Source organism: Photorhabdus tasmaniensis (genome assembly GCF_011189505.1).
Taxonomy (GTDB): Bacteria; Pseudomonadota; Gammaproteobacteria; order Enterobacterales; family Enterobacteriaceae; genus Photorhabdus; species Photorhabdus tasmaniensis.
The window spans coordinates 78,482-94,003 of record NZ_PUJU01000009.1 but is presented as its reverse complement, the minus strand read 5'-3'; the positions used below and the strand labels follow the sequence as shown (position 1 = coordinate 94,003).

General features: G+C 42.7%; 16 protein-coding genes and 4 pseudogenes. 7 read left to right on the top strand and 13 right to left on the bottom strand.

The window, feature by feature from the left end; translation table 11 throughout:
* Positions 1–28 precede the first annotated feature (28 nt).
* The 6 genes and pseudogenes from C5471_RS06065 to C5471_RS06040 all read right to left on the bottom strand — a co-directional run.
* Positions 29–717 (bottom strand): annotated as a pseudogene (locus C5471_RS06065) (IS5 family transposase); the annotation flags it as partial.
* 23 nt (positions 718–740) lie between these two features.
* Positions 741–948: pseudogene (locus tag C5471_RS06060) on the bottom strand (ISKra4 family transposase); the annotation flags it as partial.
* A 147-nt stretch (positions 949–1,095) separates the two neighbouring features.
* Entirely contained in the window at positions 1,096–1,734 is a 639-nt protein-coding gene (locus tag C5471_RS06055) for a hypothetical protein (RefSeq protein ID WP_133813123.1), read from the bottom strand.
* A 210-nt stretch (positions 1,735–1,944) separates the two neighbouring features.
* On the bottom strand, positions 1,945–2,379 hold the full coding sequence (locus C5471_RS06050) for a YcgN family cysteine cluster protein (RefSeq protein ID WP_133813124.1): 435 nt from the start codon (positions 2,377–2,379) through the stop codon (positions 1,945–1,947).
* 21 nt (positions 2,380–2,400) lie between these two features.
* On the bottom strand, positions 2,401–3,057 hold the full coding sequence (locus tag C5471_RS06045) for a fumarylacetoacetate hydrolase family protein (protein WP_133813125.1): 657 nt from the start codon (positions 3,055–3,057) through the stop codon (positions 2,401–2,403).
* A 172-nt stretch (positions 3,058–3,229) separates the two neighbouring features.
* Positions 3,230–3,502: a YcgL domain-containing protein gene (locus C5471_RS06040; protein ID WP_133813126.1), complete on the bottom strand. Its 273-nt coding sequence runs from the start codon at positions 3,500–3,502 to the stop codon at positions 3,230–3,232.
* Positions 3,503–3,641: 139 nt separating this feature from the next.
* On the opposite strand from C5471_RS06040, the gene minC reads away from it, so the two are divergent.
* The 3 genes from minC to minE are packed head-to-tail and all read left to right on the top strand — an operon-like array spanning position 3,642 to position 5,434.
* Positions 3,642–4,325, top strand: a complete 684-nt coding sequence (minC, locus tag C5471_RS06035; protein ID WP_166295714.1) for a septum site-determining protein MinC — start codon at positions 3,642–3,644, stop codon at positions 4,323–4,325.
* 23 nt (positions 4,326–4,348) lie between these two features.
* Positions 4,349–5,161 (top strand): septum site-determining protein MinD, encoded by an 813-nt coding sequence (gene minD, locus C5471_RS06030; protein WP_133813127.1) that lies wholly within the window; start codon positions 4,349–4,351, stop codon positions 5,159–5,161.
* Between the two features lie 3 nt (positions 5,162–5,164).
* Positions 5,165–5,434 carry a cell division topological specificity factor MinE gene (gene minE / locus C5471_RS06025; RefSeq protein ID WP_023045613.1) on the top strand — a complete coding sequence of 90 codons (270 nt, stop codon included), beginning with the start codon at positions 5,165–5,167 and terminating at the stop codon, positions 5,432–5,434.
* A gap of 154 nt (positions 5,435–5,588) precedes the next feature.
* On the opposite strand, the gene rnd is transcribed toward minE, so the two are convergent.
* Entirely contained in the window at positions 5,589–6,716 is a 1,128-nt protein-coding gene (gene rnd / locus C5471_RS06020) for a ribonuclease D (RefSeq protein ID WP_133813128.1), read from the bottom strand.
* Between the two features lie 89 nt (positions 6,717–6,805).
* Positions 6,806–8,494, bottom strand: coding sequence for a long-chain-fatty-acid--CoA ligase FadD (fadD, locus tag C5471_RS06015; RefSeq protein ID WP_133813129.1), 1,689 nt, complete (start codon positions 8,492–8,494; stop codon positions 6,806–6,808).
* 382 nt (positions 8,495–8,876) lie between these two features.
* Here fadD and C5471_RS06010 point away from each other — a divergent pair, with 382 nt between their 5' ends.
* Positions 8,877–9,113: a hypothetical protein gene (locus tag C5471_RS06010; RefSeq protein WP_133813130.1), complete on the top strand. Its 237-nt coding sequence runs from the start codon at positions 8,877–8,879 to the stop codon at positions 9,111–9,113.
* Positions 9,114–9,301: 188 nt separating this feature from the next.
* Here the strand turns inward: C5471_RS06010 and C5471_RS06005 are convergent, their stop codons facing one another.
* Positions 9,302–9,883: a Slp family lipoprotein gene (locus C5471_RS06005; protein ID WP_133813131.1), complete on the bottom strand. Its 582-nt coding sequence runs from the start codon at positions 9,881–9,883 to the stop codon at positions 9,302–9,304.
* Positions 9,884–9,963: 80 nt separating this feature from the next.
* A complete protein-coding gene (tsaB, locus tag C5471_RS06000; RefSeq protein WP_133813132.1) occupies positions 9,964–10,659 on the bottom strand; it encodes a tRNA (adenosine(37)-N6)-threonylcarbamoyltransferase complex dimerization subunit type 1 TsaB in 696 nt (231 codons plus the stop codon).
* 375 nt (positions 10,660–11,034) lie between these two features.
* Between tsaB and C5471_RS05995 the strand changes: the two genes are divergently transcribed.
* Positions 11,035–11,334, top strand: coding sequence for a type II toxin-antitoxin system HicB family antitoxin (locus C5471_RS05995; RefSeq protein WP_339959212.1), 300 nt, complete (start codon positions 11,035–11,037; stop codon positions 11,332–11,334).
* 67 nt (positions 11,335–11,401) lie between these two features.
* On the opposite strand, the gene C5471_RS24225 is transcribed toward C5471_RS05995, so the two are convergent.
* Positions 11,402–11,506: a hypothetical protein gene (locus tag C5471_RS24225; protein WP_339959216.1), complete on the bottom strand. Its 105-nt coding sequence runs from the start codon at positions 11,504–11,506 to the stop codon at positions 11,402–11,404.
* A 496-nt stretch (positions 11,507–12,002) separates the two neighbouring features.
* Between C5471_RS24225 and C5471_RS05985 the strand changes: the two genes are divergently transcribed.
* Entirely contained in the window at positions 12,003–12,950 is a 948-nt protein-coding gene (locus C5471_RS05985) for an aspartate/ornithine carbamoyltransferase family protein (RefSeq protein WP_133813134.1), read from the top strand.
* Between the two features lie 122 nt (positions 12,951–13,072).
* Here C5471_RS05985 and C5471_RS05980 read toward each other — a convergent pair.
* Positions 13,073–13,192, bottom strand: a pseudogene (locus tag C5471_RS05980) (transposase); the annotation flags it as partial.
* Positions 13,193–13,380: 188 nt separating this feature from the next.
* On the opposite strand from C5471_RS05980, the pseudogene C5471_RS25255 reads away from it, so the two are divergent.
* Positions 13,381–13,521 (top strand): annotated as a pseudogene (locus C5471_RS25255) (Tn3 family transposase); the annotation flags it as partial.
* Here the strand turns inward: C5471_RS25255 and yoaA are convergent.
* Positions 13,511–15,442: a DNA repair helicase YoaA gene (gene yoaA / locus C5471_RS05970; protein WP_133813135.1), complete on the bottom strand. Its 1,932-nt coding sequence runs from the start codon at positions 15,440–15,442 to the stop codon at positions 13,511–13,513. The pseudogene C5471_RS25255 and the gene yoaA overlap by 11 nt on opposite strands.
* Positions 15,443–15,522: the final 80 nt, after the last annotated feature.

The following is a 15,522-nucleotide window of genomic DNA, read 5'->3' as shown; positions in this document are numbered from 1 at the left end:
AGAAAAAGAAAAGTACTAGATGTCGTCGTCATGAAATATTTAGCCAAAGAACAAGGCAACGGATTTGCACGGCAGCAAGAAAAGACGCGCTATTTTTTGCATAGCGAGTAGCTATACCACGCCAGCGTTTAAGATGAAGGAACGCATTTTCAACCAAATGGCGGAGTCGGTAGAGTTCACAATCATATTCTCTGGCGACTTTCCGATTTTTCCGGCTGGGGATCTGGACTTGAAAACCTTGTTGTTCCGCTTTTTCTACTATTGCGTTGCTATCATAGCCCCTATCCGCCAAGAGATGTTCTGCGTCGAGTCCTTCAATTAAAGTCTCAGCTTGTGAACAATCCGCTGTGGTACCACTTGTAATAACAATTCTGACTGGCATACCATGCGCATCCACGGCCAAATGTATCTTGGTATTGAGCCCCCTTTTGTGAGCCCCATATCTTGATTACCTCCTTTAGCGCCTGCCGCATCGGGATGAACCTTAATATAGCTGGCATCAATCATTAACCACTCGAAATCGGGATCATTCACCAATTGCTCGAGCAGTTTTTCCCATATACCTTTATCTCTCCAGCGGCAAAAACGGCGGTGGGTATTTTTCCAGTCACCATAATCAGTGTGTAGGTCTCGCCAAGGCGCCCCCGTCCGTAAAACCCAAAACACCCCATTGATAAAACGCCGATTATCTTCAGCTACACGCCCCCAAGCGCCTGAAAGCATAAAAATCTGTGGGGCACTTATGCAGCAACTGCCTCTGTCCAATAATGATCCGTTTTGTCACCTAATTTTATACCCGGATACCAGTACTCAAATTGGGTTTTTAAATCCTCATTCAGTACCGCAGTGCGTGTCTGGAGTAAGTCATGCGCACCTTGCTGGCTCCATTGCATCTGCTGATTTTTTCACCACCCGTTTAGCGATAACTTCATTGATCGCCGATTTAATAGAGTGCCCCACGGTTTTTTATGCTCTCCAACCTCGCCATCTGAACTGTTCTACAGCGGTATGTCATCAATTTAACCAAAAAAGCCGCAATTAAGCGGCGTGTGTGGAAAAACCCATAAGAAGTTAGAATTGTTCTCTATTAATTCACTATTTATTAGGAAGCTTAATCTTGGAAATAATGGCTAACCTATCCATATAATATTCTGCATCGCCCCACAACCAACTCTGCTCTTTACCAACATCATCCTCAGTTAAGATATTTCTCAGTTCACAAGTCATAACATCATAACCGTAAACATAAAGCCCAAACTGTAATGCTTCATACATTCGAGCTTGCCAAAAAGAGATATCGTCTATTATTTGATTGACGTTTGAGGCAGCAACATCATGCGTTCTAATCAGATAGTGGAAAAAGATTTTAGCTGCCAAATCACTTAACGCCGCTTTATGTTTTGGTTTCTTTGTTCTCCACACAAGCGTCTGCGACGCAGGACGGCAGTTAAGCACTAAATCATTCATCACAATAACTTTGTTGTAATAAACAACTTCCTTAGCGTCGTCACTGAGCAGCGACAATTCAAAATGGGGCTCATCTATATCCAAATCTAACCGGCTATCAACTCTGACCAATCGGTAGCCTGGTGGAAGAATGAGTTCATCCACGTCATTCACAATATCAGTACCAGAGGAATCAAAAACATCATACAGGGTACGATTGAGCTCCGGTTCATTCAGGTGGCTGAAATCATTGGTAATTTTTTCTATGTTTTCCGAATGTCTTGGCATATTTTATGCCTCCTCTAATAAACCACAGGTTTAATTACCTTTAGGTAATAGTATAGATGCAATTATATACAATCAACCTTTAGTTCATTTTTAGTGGCGACATGTACTGGATAACTTAGTTTTAGGACCAAATCCCATTTTGGGGAAGACATTCCCCACAATCTAAGCGTAATAGAAAAATAATTTATTGAGTTACAGTCAGTTAAATCATTACTCAGGCTTATTAATAATATGGTCTTCCCATTCCACGACATCAATTTCCCGTACAGCGATATGCCTGACAGAGATCCTTTCGCTATGCATTGCTGATTTAGACCTACTAATCAATGGATGCCAGGGTAACAATGTCTTCCCCTCTGCAAGCAAACGATATGCACAAGTCATTGGCAACCATTCAAATGTTGGCAAATTGTAGCGGGTCAGTTTGATACAGTCCGGCTCATATCTGAAACGGTCTTCGTAATTTTTGCATTGACAGGTTTTTATATTGAGTTGATTACAGGCAACGTTAGTAAAATAAATTTCATCGGTATCATCATCCATTAATTTATGCAGACAGCATTGTCCACAGCCATCACATAATGACTCCCATTCTTTGTCCGTCATCTGATCCAGGGTTTTTACCTGCCAGAAAGGTTGAGACATAACTTCTGCTATTCCTTATATTCAAATCACCCTGGTAGTGAGTACATTATCATTCAAAGTAATCTTTAATACATCACCGGATTCCAGTGCTCCGACGCCTTCCGGTGTCCCGGTAAGAATCACATCTCCTGGCCGCAAAGTGAAAAAGTGAGACATATGACTGATCAGAGGAATGATGGGTGTCAACATGTCATTGGTATTACCGTTCTGCCGTAGTTCATCATTGACGGTCAATGAGAGCCGAGCATTTTGTGGATCGCCAAAACTGCTCATCCGAATGAACCCGGATATCGGACAAGAACCATCAAACGCTTTACTTTTTTCCCACGGCTGACCTGCTTTCTTGAATTTGGACTGCAAATCACGCAAGGTAAGATCCAATGCGACAGCAAAACCGGCGATCGCAATGCCAACACGCTCTTGATTTGCTTGTTTCAGCTGTGTACCAATCAATATAGCCAGTTCAACTTCATGATGAACAACACCAAAATCTTTTGGAATTGCAATCGGTTGATGTATATCACACAGTGCAGTTTCCGGTTTAATAAAAACGAGTGGCTCTTCCGTTGGCTGAAAACCCATTTCTTTAACATGGTTAGCGTAATTACTGCCAACGCAAACAACTTTATTAACTGGAAGATCCAGTAATGCGCCCTGCCAGTCTCTGTGCTGATACATACTCATTCCTCACTCTGGTTTATCAGGCATACCCCTGATTATAGCATTTATGCACCATCCTATCAGCCATAACTCAACATAAAGGGGAAAAAACACCTTACCCGTTAATATTGCAGTGGTTAATAAAACTGCAATAACGGTTAATTTCACTCACCAAATCTTCGGATTTTTCTTATTCTTTCATCTGTTCCAGATGTGCATTCATTAAATTTTCGGCCGGGGGTGGGATTTGCAGGTAAAAACCCTGTTCAATTAACGATATTTTTACTTTTTCTATATCAGCACCCGCCAGTTTCTTTCTGTCTGCCAGGGAGATCATCATTGCGTATTGAGGCTGACCAAAACTTCTTAGCAACTCTTCAGGAACACGAGAAAAATTATCTCTTTTTTCAACATAAAGATATGTTTGCTCCCGTTTCGGGCTTCTGTAGATCACACAAATCATTATAATAAACTCTTTTAAATTAAGGCCACGACTTGCTTGAATAATTTAGTAATTATAACATGCTTATTGTATTTCGAAATATCGTATCCCAGATGTTGTTCTGGGGGATCTCAAATTTGCTGAATCTGAGTCAGGATAGATGTCACAGTCGCCAATTGAGCTAAAAGGCAGTAATTTTACGCTTTCAGTTGTTCATTTACACAATGACCAACCGGAAATTATCCTACAGGCCCTACAGGAAAAAGTGGAACAAGCACCGGATTTCCTGAAAAATGCGCCTGTTGTCATTAATATCTCCGCTCTGCCGACAGGCGCTGATCTGAAAGCGCTGCATCACGCTATTGATTCAGCGGGATTCCGGGTTGTCGGAATTAGCGGTTGCCGTGATGAGCAGCAACGCAGGGCGGTAATAAAAGCCGGCTTACCATTGCTGAATGAAGGCAAAAAACAAAAAGCTTCGGCACAGGAAAATAAACCAACAGAACCTATTGTAAAAAAAAACCGCATAATTAATTTACCTGTTCGTTCAGGGCAAAGAATTTATGCGCAAGGCAGTGATCTTATTGTCACCAGTAATGTCAGTGCCGGTGCCGAATTGATTGCAGACGGCAATATTCATATCTATGGCATGATGCGTGGCCGGGCATTAGCTGGCGCATCTGGTGATCAGGAATGTTTGGTTTTTTGCACCCATTTAAACGCTGAACTCATCTCTATAGCCGGGCAATATTGGCTCGGCGATAAAATCCCGACTGAATTAGCAGGAAAAGCCGCAAAACTTAGCCTGGTAAATAATGAATTAACTATTGAACCTTTAATCTAGCCCTTTTAATAAGGAATCGCTTCATGGCACGCATTATTGTTGTTACATCAGGTAAAGGTGGCGTTGGCAAAACCACTTCAAGCGCGGCCATTGCTACCGGCATTGCCCAAAGAGGTAAAAAAACCGTTGTTATCGATTTTGATATCGGTCTGCGTAACCTTGATCTGATTATGGGATGTGAACGCCGCGTAGTTTATGACTTCGTGAACGTTATCCAAGGTGACGTCTCGCTTAATCAGGCATTAATCAAAGATAAACGTACCGAAAATCTTTACATCTTGCCGGCATCGCAAACTCGCGATAAAGACGCGCTCACACCCGAAGGTGTTGAGAAAGTTTTGGTCGATCTGGATAAACAAGGTTTTGATTTTATTATCTGTGATTCCCCGGCAGGGATTGAAAGTGGTGCGTTGATAGCGCTCTACTTTGCTGATGAAGCGATTATCACAACCAATCCTGAAGTCTCTTCTGTACGTGATTCAGATCGTATTCTGGGTATTCTGGCTTCTAAATCGCGACGTGCTGAACGCGGTGAAGATCCCATTAAAGAACATCTGCTACTAACACGCTATAACCCAGGCCGGGTAAGCCGTGGTGATATGCTCAGTATGGAAGATGTTCTGGAGATATTATGCATTCCTTTACTTGGTGTTATTCCTGAAGATCAATCTGTACTGCGTTCATCCAACCAAGGGGAACCCGTTATTCTGGATACGGAATCTGATGCAGGAAAAGCGTATACAGATACTGTTGAGCGTTTATTGGGGGAAGAACGTCCTTTCCGTTTTATTGAAGAAGAGAAGAAAGGCTTCTTAAAGCGCCTATTTGGGGGATAAAACATGGCCTTGCTAGATTTCTTTCTGTCGAGAAAAAAAACGACAGCAAATATCGCTAAAGAACGCCTGCAAATCATCGTGGCAGAGCGTCGCCGTGGTGATTCTGAACCGGCTTACCTGCCTGACATGAAACGGGATATCCTGGCAGTAATCTGCAAGTATATACAGGTAGATCCTGAGATGCTCTCTGTACAATTTGAGCAGAAAGGCGATGATATTTCTGTGCTGGAGCTTAATATAACACTACCTGAGACAGAAGAAGCTCAAAAATAACGTGGGTAAACCGTGCTATTTTATCATTAATCACCATCAAAGTGACCAAGTTCATTATGTGACTGTCTGAGATGGGGTAACCCTCAATGGGAGCCCCATTCTCTCGCGCTTTAGTCTGACATCAGACTAAAGCAGTCGTTCTATCTGATATTAGTTAATCAGGATAGTTCGCCAGAATCTCTGCAACTGGTCCAGCCAGCAATTCTCCCCGCCATCCACTCAACAATTCAGGTTTGCCATTTAATTGCTTCAATTTCCAATGAACACTGAGTAACTGATTAATCTGACGACGAGATGCCAGCAATTCAGAACTAAACCGATGCTGTTCACTTACCTGATTAATCAGCGCCTTAATATCCTTAAACGCTTTACGATAACCAGGTTGATCAATCAGGTTTGTCACCAGCGGAGGGCATTCACTTTCTGGGATATTTCCACTTTCAGCAACCATTGCCAACAGGCGACGTCCATGACAACGAATCTCCTGTCCACTTAACCCCAGCGCATCTAATTCTGCCAAAGAGGTTGGCATGTAACGCGCCACCTGCCACAAGTTTTCTTCACGAATAACAAAGTTCACAGCTAAATCACGCTCTCTGGCCTGATTCAAACGCCATGCTGCCAGTTTTTTCAAACACGCAAGCTGCTGAGGACGTAATTGGCAAATATTGCCTATCTGTTTATAAGCACATTCCGGTGTCAATATCTCTTTTCGGCGTCGGCTGATAAGCTCACACTCACCCATCGCGGCCTTCATATAGCCAGCCTGCTCCGTCGCGGTCATCAGAATATCAGCCAAAGGCAGCAGATAATACACATCCGCCGCTGCATATTCACACTGCTTTTCACTTAACGGGCGGGCAAGCCAGTCAGTGCGAGATTCGCTTTTATCCAACTCAACATGGATATATTCAGCCACCAGCGCGGCAAAACCACATGATAGAGGGTGTCCGATAAACGCAGCCAAGACCTGAGTATCAATCATGGGTTCCGGCAAGCATTGAAAAGCATTCAGAAAGACTTCCAAATCCTCACTGCCAGCATGTAACAGCTTCAATATCTGAGGATGAGTAATCAATTCACGAAAAGGTTGCCAGTTAGTGATATTAAGTGGATCTATCAGAGACAGTTGTTCGCCATCATACAGTTGTATCAAACCTAATTGTGGGTAATACGTCCGTGTGCGTACAAATTCAGTATCCAATGCTACTTTTGAGTATTCTTTTGCTCTTTCGCAGACTTGTTGCAACTGAGCATCTGTGGTGATCAACTGATAATTCAAAACATAGTTCTCTTAGCCATTCATGGTAATAAGCACGACAACGCCGGCTGAAACCGGCGTTGTCGTGCTTATAAGTATTATGAAGAGGGTTAGGCTATAGCTGCATTCCTAATCTTTTCCTCTTCATCGCGCAGTTCTCTGCGAAGAATTTTACCTACATTAGATTTAGGTAATTCATCCCGGAACTCAATGATCTTAGGTACTTTATACCCTGTCAGATAACGACGGCAATGCGTTTTAAGCTCATCCTCGGTCAAACTGGGATCTCTTCGAACCACAAACACTTTGACAGTTTCACCGGAACTTTCGCTTGATACGCCGATTGCTGCTGACTCTAGCACTTTCGGGTGAGTTGATACAACATCTTCAACTTCATTAGGATACACATTGAACCCAGAAACCAAAATCATATCCTTTTTACGGTCTACGATATGAATAAAACCTTGTTCATTAACATTAGCAATATCACCCGTGGCAACCCAACCATCTTTCAGCACTTCTTCTGTCGCATCAGGACGATTCCAGTAACCAACCATAACCTGTGGCCCACGGACCCACAGTTCTCCCTGCTGACCTATTGTCACCTCATTACCGTCATCATCTACAAGTTTGATTTCAGTTGAAGATACCGGGAAACCAATACTACCAGTGTAATGTTTCGAGTTATAAGGATTACAGGAAACCAATGGTGAACACTCTGTCAAGCCATAGCCTTCAAGCAGCGGCCTTCCTGTGACTTCTGCCCATTTCTCCGCAACCGCCTTCTGTACTGGCATACCACCACCCACAACGAGACGTAATGAGGAAAAATCAAGCTTCCTAAATTCTTCATTATTCAACCAAGCGTTAAACAACGTATTCACCCCAGTGACAGAAGTGAACGGGTAACGGCTCAACTCTTTGGCTGTACCGGCAATATCACGCGGGTTAGTGATCAGAAGATTGCATCCTCCCAAGTAAACAAGCAGCAAACAGTTTACCAATAATGCAAATATGTGATAGAGAGGCAACGCAGTGACTATCAATTCCTGACCAGAATGCAGTAATGGTGAATAAACGGCTTTTGACTGTTCAAGATTTGCCAGCATATTACGGTGCGTCAACATAGCACCCTTAGCTACGCCGGTAGTACCGCCGGTATATTGCAGAAAGGCCAAATCACCACCGTTAATATCCGGTTTAACATATTGCATGCGATAGCCTTTGTGTATCACACTACGGAATGAGATGGCATCAGGCAGGTTATATTTCGGTACCAGCCGTTTGACATATTTCACGGCAAAATCAACCAACGTACCTTTAGGACGGGATAGCTGGTCGCCCATGCGCGTCAAAATAACATGCTTGACTTTAGTATTAAAAACGATCTTTTCCAGGGTATGGGCAAAATTGGACACAATCACAATAGCTGAAGTGCCGCTGTCATTAAGCTGATGTTCAAGCTCTCGTGGTGTATACAGCGGGTTTACGTTTACGGCAATCATACCTGCACGTAGAACACCAAACAGTGCAACGGGATATTGCAATAGGTTCGGCATCATCAGTGCGACACGATCTCCTTTGCCTAATCCCAAACCATTTTGCAAATACGCTGCAAATGCCCGACTACGCTCCTCCAACTTACGGAAGGTCATAATCTCACCCATATTGATGAATGCAGGTTGATCTGCATAGTGCGCTACGGCATTTTCAAACATCTCAACCAATGATGCATAACGATCCGGGTCAATTTCCGCAGGGACATCCGCCGGATAATGTTTTAGCCAGACTTTCTCCAAGGTAGTACTCCTGAAATTTCAATTGCTATGTTATCACTCGCCTAATAAAAATAACGCACGCTTTGTTTTAACAAATTATTAACTCAGCGTACCAGTGTAAAAAAGAAACATTGTTCAGGTTGGGATACACATCACTAATTTCATGTTAATCCTTTATGCAAAAAGCAAAGAGAATTGTATCGTCTGTAAATTATTTTTAATAATCAGTATATTATTTCTGTAGTTAATATTTAGATCAGTCGCTATTGATTATACATTGACCTATCTACTTTTTGCTTAAGATAACATTTTTGAAATAGCATTTATTGCTTTCATCTATTCCAATACATTATTAAAACACTAAGGATAATAAAATATAACTATAAAAAACATGATGGTCAGAATGGCAAACCATGAAGATAGTACGGTCATTAGCAACATAGAACTACAAGCTGCTTCTCTTTTTCCAGATGAATTACTGCCAAAAGCACTTTGTGATAAAACTCTGCTCCTGTATGAAATTGAATCAAAAATTGAGGAACAACGCCTCACCACTTTCCGTGATTTTATACCAAGCCGCAGATTATATGACAAATTTGGTTTTGTCTTACTAGAATTGGATGATACTCCTGATGAATGACTGAAAATTCTGGCCGAGGAAGTTACTGCGGGTTTAGAGCAAGGATTGCAATGAAATTAACGATAGAACCAAAGAAAAAGAAATAGCGACCTGAATCACCGCCACATAAATATGGCGGCTCCGATAAGAAATGAAGTTACAGCGTCACAAGTTACACATTAACAACCGCTCTTAGTATTGAAATAACCTTACTCAATCAAAATAGTCTCAACAGGCGCTAGACCGGAATAATACCCATCCCATCCCCAACCAGAATAATAGGGATAACCATAATAGTTCCACGGCCCTGGACCAGAAGGCATTAATACCCTCTGAGCAATCCGCCAACGCTGATAACCTGTGACATTAATCACAACATAGTCGTAATCCGCTTTGCCAATTTTACCCTTCGCCACCCCCATGATCGGGCCAACGACAGTAACGTAATTTCCTTTAAAGTCATTGGGATCAAGGAAATTATTAACATAAGCATAAATACGGCCGATGGAAGGCTCATGCAATCCAGGACTGGCATCGGATGCTAATGGTAATGACGATATTTCCAGGCGAGTACAGTGATTCTCATTCACCACATCAAGCACTTTGCCGCCAAATCGCCCTTCCTGGCCGATGAACAGCTCAGGCGTATTCTTAACAGAAAGCAGATCTTGAACTGGCATTGGTGACGTTCCCTTTACCGAATCAGGAATAGTGATACAACCTGTAAGCATGACAGCACTTAACAAGATTACCGCTTTAAAACCAGCCCGGCAGTTTATTACTCTTAACATAACCACCTTCTCCTAAAAATTGGCCCAATAATTATGTTTATTTGATGCTTTCTTTTACTACAAGTTGCATCAACTAATGCTTAACGACCCGGTAATTTTTTCCAAGTAACTTCATTCCGCAAATAGACTGGTTCAGCATGTTCTACGGCTGTCACCTCACCGTTTTGCCACATCTGTACAGCCAGAGGTAACATATCTTCAGCATGAGGTAATGTAATATCACTGTCAGTCAACGTTAAGTGACTTTCCATCAACTGAGGATAAGTTTGCCAGCCGGTTCCGGCAATGACCCACTCCCCATGAAATGAATCCATGATCGCCTTTGCCTGTTCCGGTCTCACTACAGCTTCTGTTTCACTTCCCTGCCATTTACCTTCCTGATCGCGGACATATTGCCCCCAGTAAATTTCTCCCATCCGGGCATCAATAGCGGTTAATACTTGAGTTGCTCCTGTCAGGCGAAAAACACCTTGAGCCATCATATTAAGCGTTGAAACCCCAATCACCGGCAGTTCAGCACCCAGAGCCAACCCCTGAGCAATACCAACACCAATACGTACACCAGTAAAACTGCCTGGCCCACGGCCAAAAGCCAAGGCATTGAGTTGTTGTAAACTGACCTCCGCTTCTGCCAGCACAGACTGAACCATAGGTAAAATACGTTGCGTGTGTTCCCGTGGAGAAATTTCAAACTGTGCCAAAACAGCACCATCATTCCAAAGAGCAACTGAGCAGGCTTCCGTTGCAGTATCAATAGCTAGAATTCGTGTGGACATGCCTTAACCTCGGCAAGAAATAGGATTCGAAATAAGGCGCAATATTATCATAGCCTGGCTTGTTTTACCCAGTTGGCAACATAAGACTATTACTCCTTGCCACATGTACACACAGGGTAGCTGTGTCTTTATGAGTTATCAGATAGAAGAGAAGTAAATTTGCCTGTGTTCCATCGCTTCCTAACGGGATTCTACTGTCTCAATATGGAACATACTTAAAATACGAAGATATACTTAAACAATACCCTCTCATTGAAGATTTGACTCGCTGGGTTTTGATACTATAATCAGTTACAAAAGGAAGTACGTTAATGGGGGAAGGTGCATCGCCCCCATCCTGAAAATCATATAAAGGGAGGCACGATTGGATTTGATGTGGAAGATAACTTTTTATTTGGAAAACTGGCTTATATCCGTGATTTAGTGACTTATCAGGCCACAACAATTAAAGAGCTGGAAGAAGAGTTTAAAAAATCTGTCGATTTATATTTACAGGATTGTCGGGAACTAAACAAAAAACCGGATGTTCCGTTTAAAGGGGGGTTTAACGTCAGGGTTATCCCTGAAACGTATAGACATATTGCGGAACTTGCCAATGAAAAAGGTATGACAATAAATGCCTTTGTCAATAAAGCGCTAGAAAGCGAAATTAGCAAATATACGCGCCAGCATTGAATTACATTGTCGCACCGGTAAATCCAGCGATGCCGGATAACCCGCAGTACAGCGCCCCGCCATGCTGCTACGTGGTCTTATCAATTTCATCCGAAAGGGTCACACCTAGTATTCCATGACCACGCAGGCAAAATGGAGACGTTGAGTTTAATCTTTCATGGATGGCTTCGATACGTATATCATGAAGCCAGTTTTCAAAGAAGTTGTATTCATAGGTAAACGATCGCCAGCATCAAAGGCAAAGTCATCAATCACCACCTGGTACGGATTATTCGGGAAACTTATCCCGCCCTCACAGGCCATACCGTAATTTTTGCCATAAATGTAAAATTGATGACGACACCGCTAATAGCGACGTTAAGTTACATTATTGAAAAATAACTAACAATATTATTAACACTTTAAATATATGCATAATTTAATCATTTATAACAAAAAGAGGAATTGATATATCAGAAGCAAAAAATTATACCGACTTGGCACGAGAGGCATTTAATAAAGTTGCTCCTATTCATTGGGATAATAATGATTATTTAAAAAAATTAATTGAGCATAAATAATTTTATTTTTTATCTCTTATCCTTATAAATAAGTTTAAAAAGCTTGGTGGTCTTTTCATTATCGTTCTTTTTATATCTATCATTAATATGAAAGTCCGGAGGTGAGTTATGATATCAGTGCAAAATTTTTTTCTAAAGGATAACCTTCTCTCTATTAAATCATTAGACTTAGACACTATAATGAATATTATAGATTTGGCTCAGAATTTTAAAGTATCAAAACCTGATAAAAAAATAAAAAAAAGGAATGAAGATATCCTTGTTGCTTCACTTTTTTTTCAGGCCAGTACAAGAACTCGCCTCAGTTTTGAAAGTGCAGCCAACCGTCTTGGCGCAAAAATTATAGGTTTTTCTGATGGTGAGTCAAGCCGTTCTGGCTCAAGCTGGAATGAAAAATTTACGGATACTGCACAAATGATCAATGCGTATGCTGATATTGCCGTTATGCGCCATGCCAAAGTTGAGCCTGTGTATAACTATTGTATAAAAAGCCGCCTTCCAGTTATAAATGCAGGAAATGGTGAAGGATTAAATGCAGAGCATCCAACGCAAGCTTTGCTTGATATTTTTACCATTCATCAATCTTTCACTCTTCATAAATCATTAACTTTATTATTATGCTGTCACCCCTCTTCCCGATCAGCGCGCTCCCTTCTCTTTTGTATAGCCCTGTTTCACAATATAAAATTATTACTTTGCATTGAAGAAAATTGTAAGCTTTTACCAGAAGACGAAGCGTACCTTCGTCAAGCTGGTGTCACCTACGAATATCTCCATAACATAAAAGAGGGGTTGTGTAGTGCGGATGTTATTTATATGGCAGGTTATAAAGAAACAGCAGATCATTTACCCGATTCCAATTTGATGCTCACGCCTGATCTACTTTCATACTTACATCCCCGCGCCATCATTATGCATCCTCTTCCGCGAGGTTATGAGCTTCCTTATGAGTTAGATAATTCAGTACATTGTGCTTATTTTTCTCAGGCTGAGAACGGAGTTTTTGTTAGAATGGCAATTCTCCAAGGTTACTTCAACGTTATTGGAGGACGGTAAGGATTCGGGCGTAAACAGGAAGGGGTTTGGTGGTCGTTAGTCAGGTAGTGTTCACAGTGGCGGCGATGACTCAGGCAGCATTGGTGATCGCTGCAAAGGCAAGGGGATGACCAGCCACACCACCTTTTCACCGAGTCGTCTGATGGGAACACTTTGTGCTTTTTGATGGCATGCCGGATCACACTGTTCAGAGATTCGATGGCGTTAGTAGTGTAGATCACCTTGCTGATGTCGAGAGCATAAAAAAACATGGGGTAATCATTTAAGTGCTTCCCTCGGACGGCCCGTTCTAAATGGCAAGCTAAAGGCACAATTTGAACGTTGGTATCCCAGCATCAGAATTAATCAGCTAGCCGGATACAATTGATGGTTCTACATTAGCTATAGCAGCACAAACACCAATGTAGTGCCCCACACAATTTCATACTCTCGCATCCGTGACCTTGGTGACACCAAATTATTCATTCCAAAGGGCGATAACACCTATGATGCGCTTAAGCCGCTGATAAGCAATGACAGGTTGAATATCAAACAGATACGTGCCCACTGGGATGATATTATTAATCTTTCCTACCAGAACTCTTCAAAGATTGCCGAGCTTGCAGAAAAGCGACAGCTTTTGTTAAATCGCGGGTTCGTGGTGAAGGCGGCAAACTGTTAAGAAACACTTCGCCATAAGGACGCATCACCAAGCGGTTATCACAAATTACGACCACACCATAATCATCAACATCACGAATAAGCCGCCCGACCCCCTGTTTCAGGCTAATAACCGCATCTGGCAACTGAACTTCATTAAATGCATCACCGCCTTTAAGCTGACAATCTTCAATACGGGCTTTTAACAGCGGATCATCCGGCGCGGTAAAAGGCAGCTTATCGATAATGACACAGGAAAGCGCATCCCCCCGCACATCCACACCTTCCCAAAAACTGCTGGTTGCCACTAATAACGCGTTCCCGGCAGAAACAAATTGAGAAAGTAACTGACCTTTACTGGTTTCACCCTGAACCAAAACCGGTAACGTCATGCTGGCCCGGAACTCTTCTGCCAAACTGCGCATCATCTGGTGTGACGTACATAAAAAGAAACAGCGACCCTTATTAGTTTCAATCAGCGGCTTAAGCATTCTCGCCAGCCATTTTGCACCACCAGGCTGATTCGGTGACGGCAGATGACGAGGAACACAAAGCAGCGTCTGACTTTGATAATCAAATGGACTTGGTAACAGTAAAGTTTTCGCTTCTTTTAGCCCAAGCCGTTCGGTGAAATGTGAAAGCTGTTCGTTGACGGATAATGTCGCTGACGTGAAAACCCAGCAACCTGATTGATCATTAATAATTTCGCTGAATTTGTCAGAGACAGACAGAGGTGTTAACGCCAGAAGAAAATGGCGACCATAACTTTCAAACCAATAACTGTAACCGGGGATAGTCACATCTTTCAGGCGTTTAAGACGGTTACGGTAAATTGTCGCCCGTTCAAAGGCCGCATCCAGCATAACTGAACGCCCCAGCGACAATTTCATCACGTCATAACAGAGCTCAAGTGCGTCATCAAGCAATACCAGCGCCCGTTGCACCTGCGAATGTTGCAACAGCTCCCGCAAATTTCCCCGATAACCATTCTCCCCCAATGCCAGCCGGAAATCCTGTGTACTTTGACTCAGACGATCCGCACTCTTCTGTAATTGAGCTTGATCCCGTACTTCCGTGCGGTACGCCATAATAATGTCTCTGGCGAGATCCATCAGTTGGCGGCTACTTAACTGCTGACCAAAATACTGACTGGCAATATCGGGGATCTGATGCGCCTCATCAAATATCTTCACTTCCGTTTGTGGAATAAGTTCACCGAATCCGGTCTCTTTCACCACCATATCCGCCATAAACAGATGATGGTTGACGACAATAACATCCGCCTCCATTGCCCGGCGACGCGCTTTCAGAACAAAGCACTCCTGATAGCGCGGACAATCACTGCCAAGACAATTGTCATTAGTACTGGTGACCAACGGCCAGACCTGGCTGTCTTCCGCTATCTGATGACAGGTGCTGATATCACCCTCCTCAGTTTGTGAAGACCAGCTTCTCAACCGGACGATATCTGACAGAATGTCTGCTTCCAGCTGTCCTCCACCAAACGACTGCTGTTCCAGCCGTTCCAGGCAAAGATAATTTGAACGCCCTTTTAACAGTGCCAGTTTGCCGGTGAAATTAATTGCCTCAGCAACAGTCGGCAAATCACGATTATAAAGCTGATCCTGCAATGCCTTAGAACCTGTAGAAATAATCACTTTTTGCCCAGAACGCAATGCGGGGGCCAGATAGGCAAATGTCTTACCTGTTCCTGTGCCTGCTTCTACCACCAATTGTTGATGGTTTTTAATCGCACACTCAATAGCAGTTGCCATTTCTCTTTGAGCATCGCGGGGTTTGAAACCTTTTATTGCTTTGGCAAGGGAACCGTTTTTCGCAAAATCGTCTGACACAAACTGTCTCTTTCAATAGAATGGATGGAGATTATGCCAATACTGTGTTCTGATCACCACCCAAAATCAGGCACATGGCA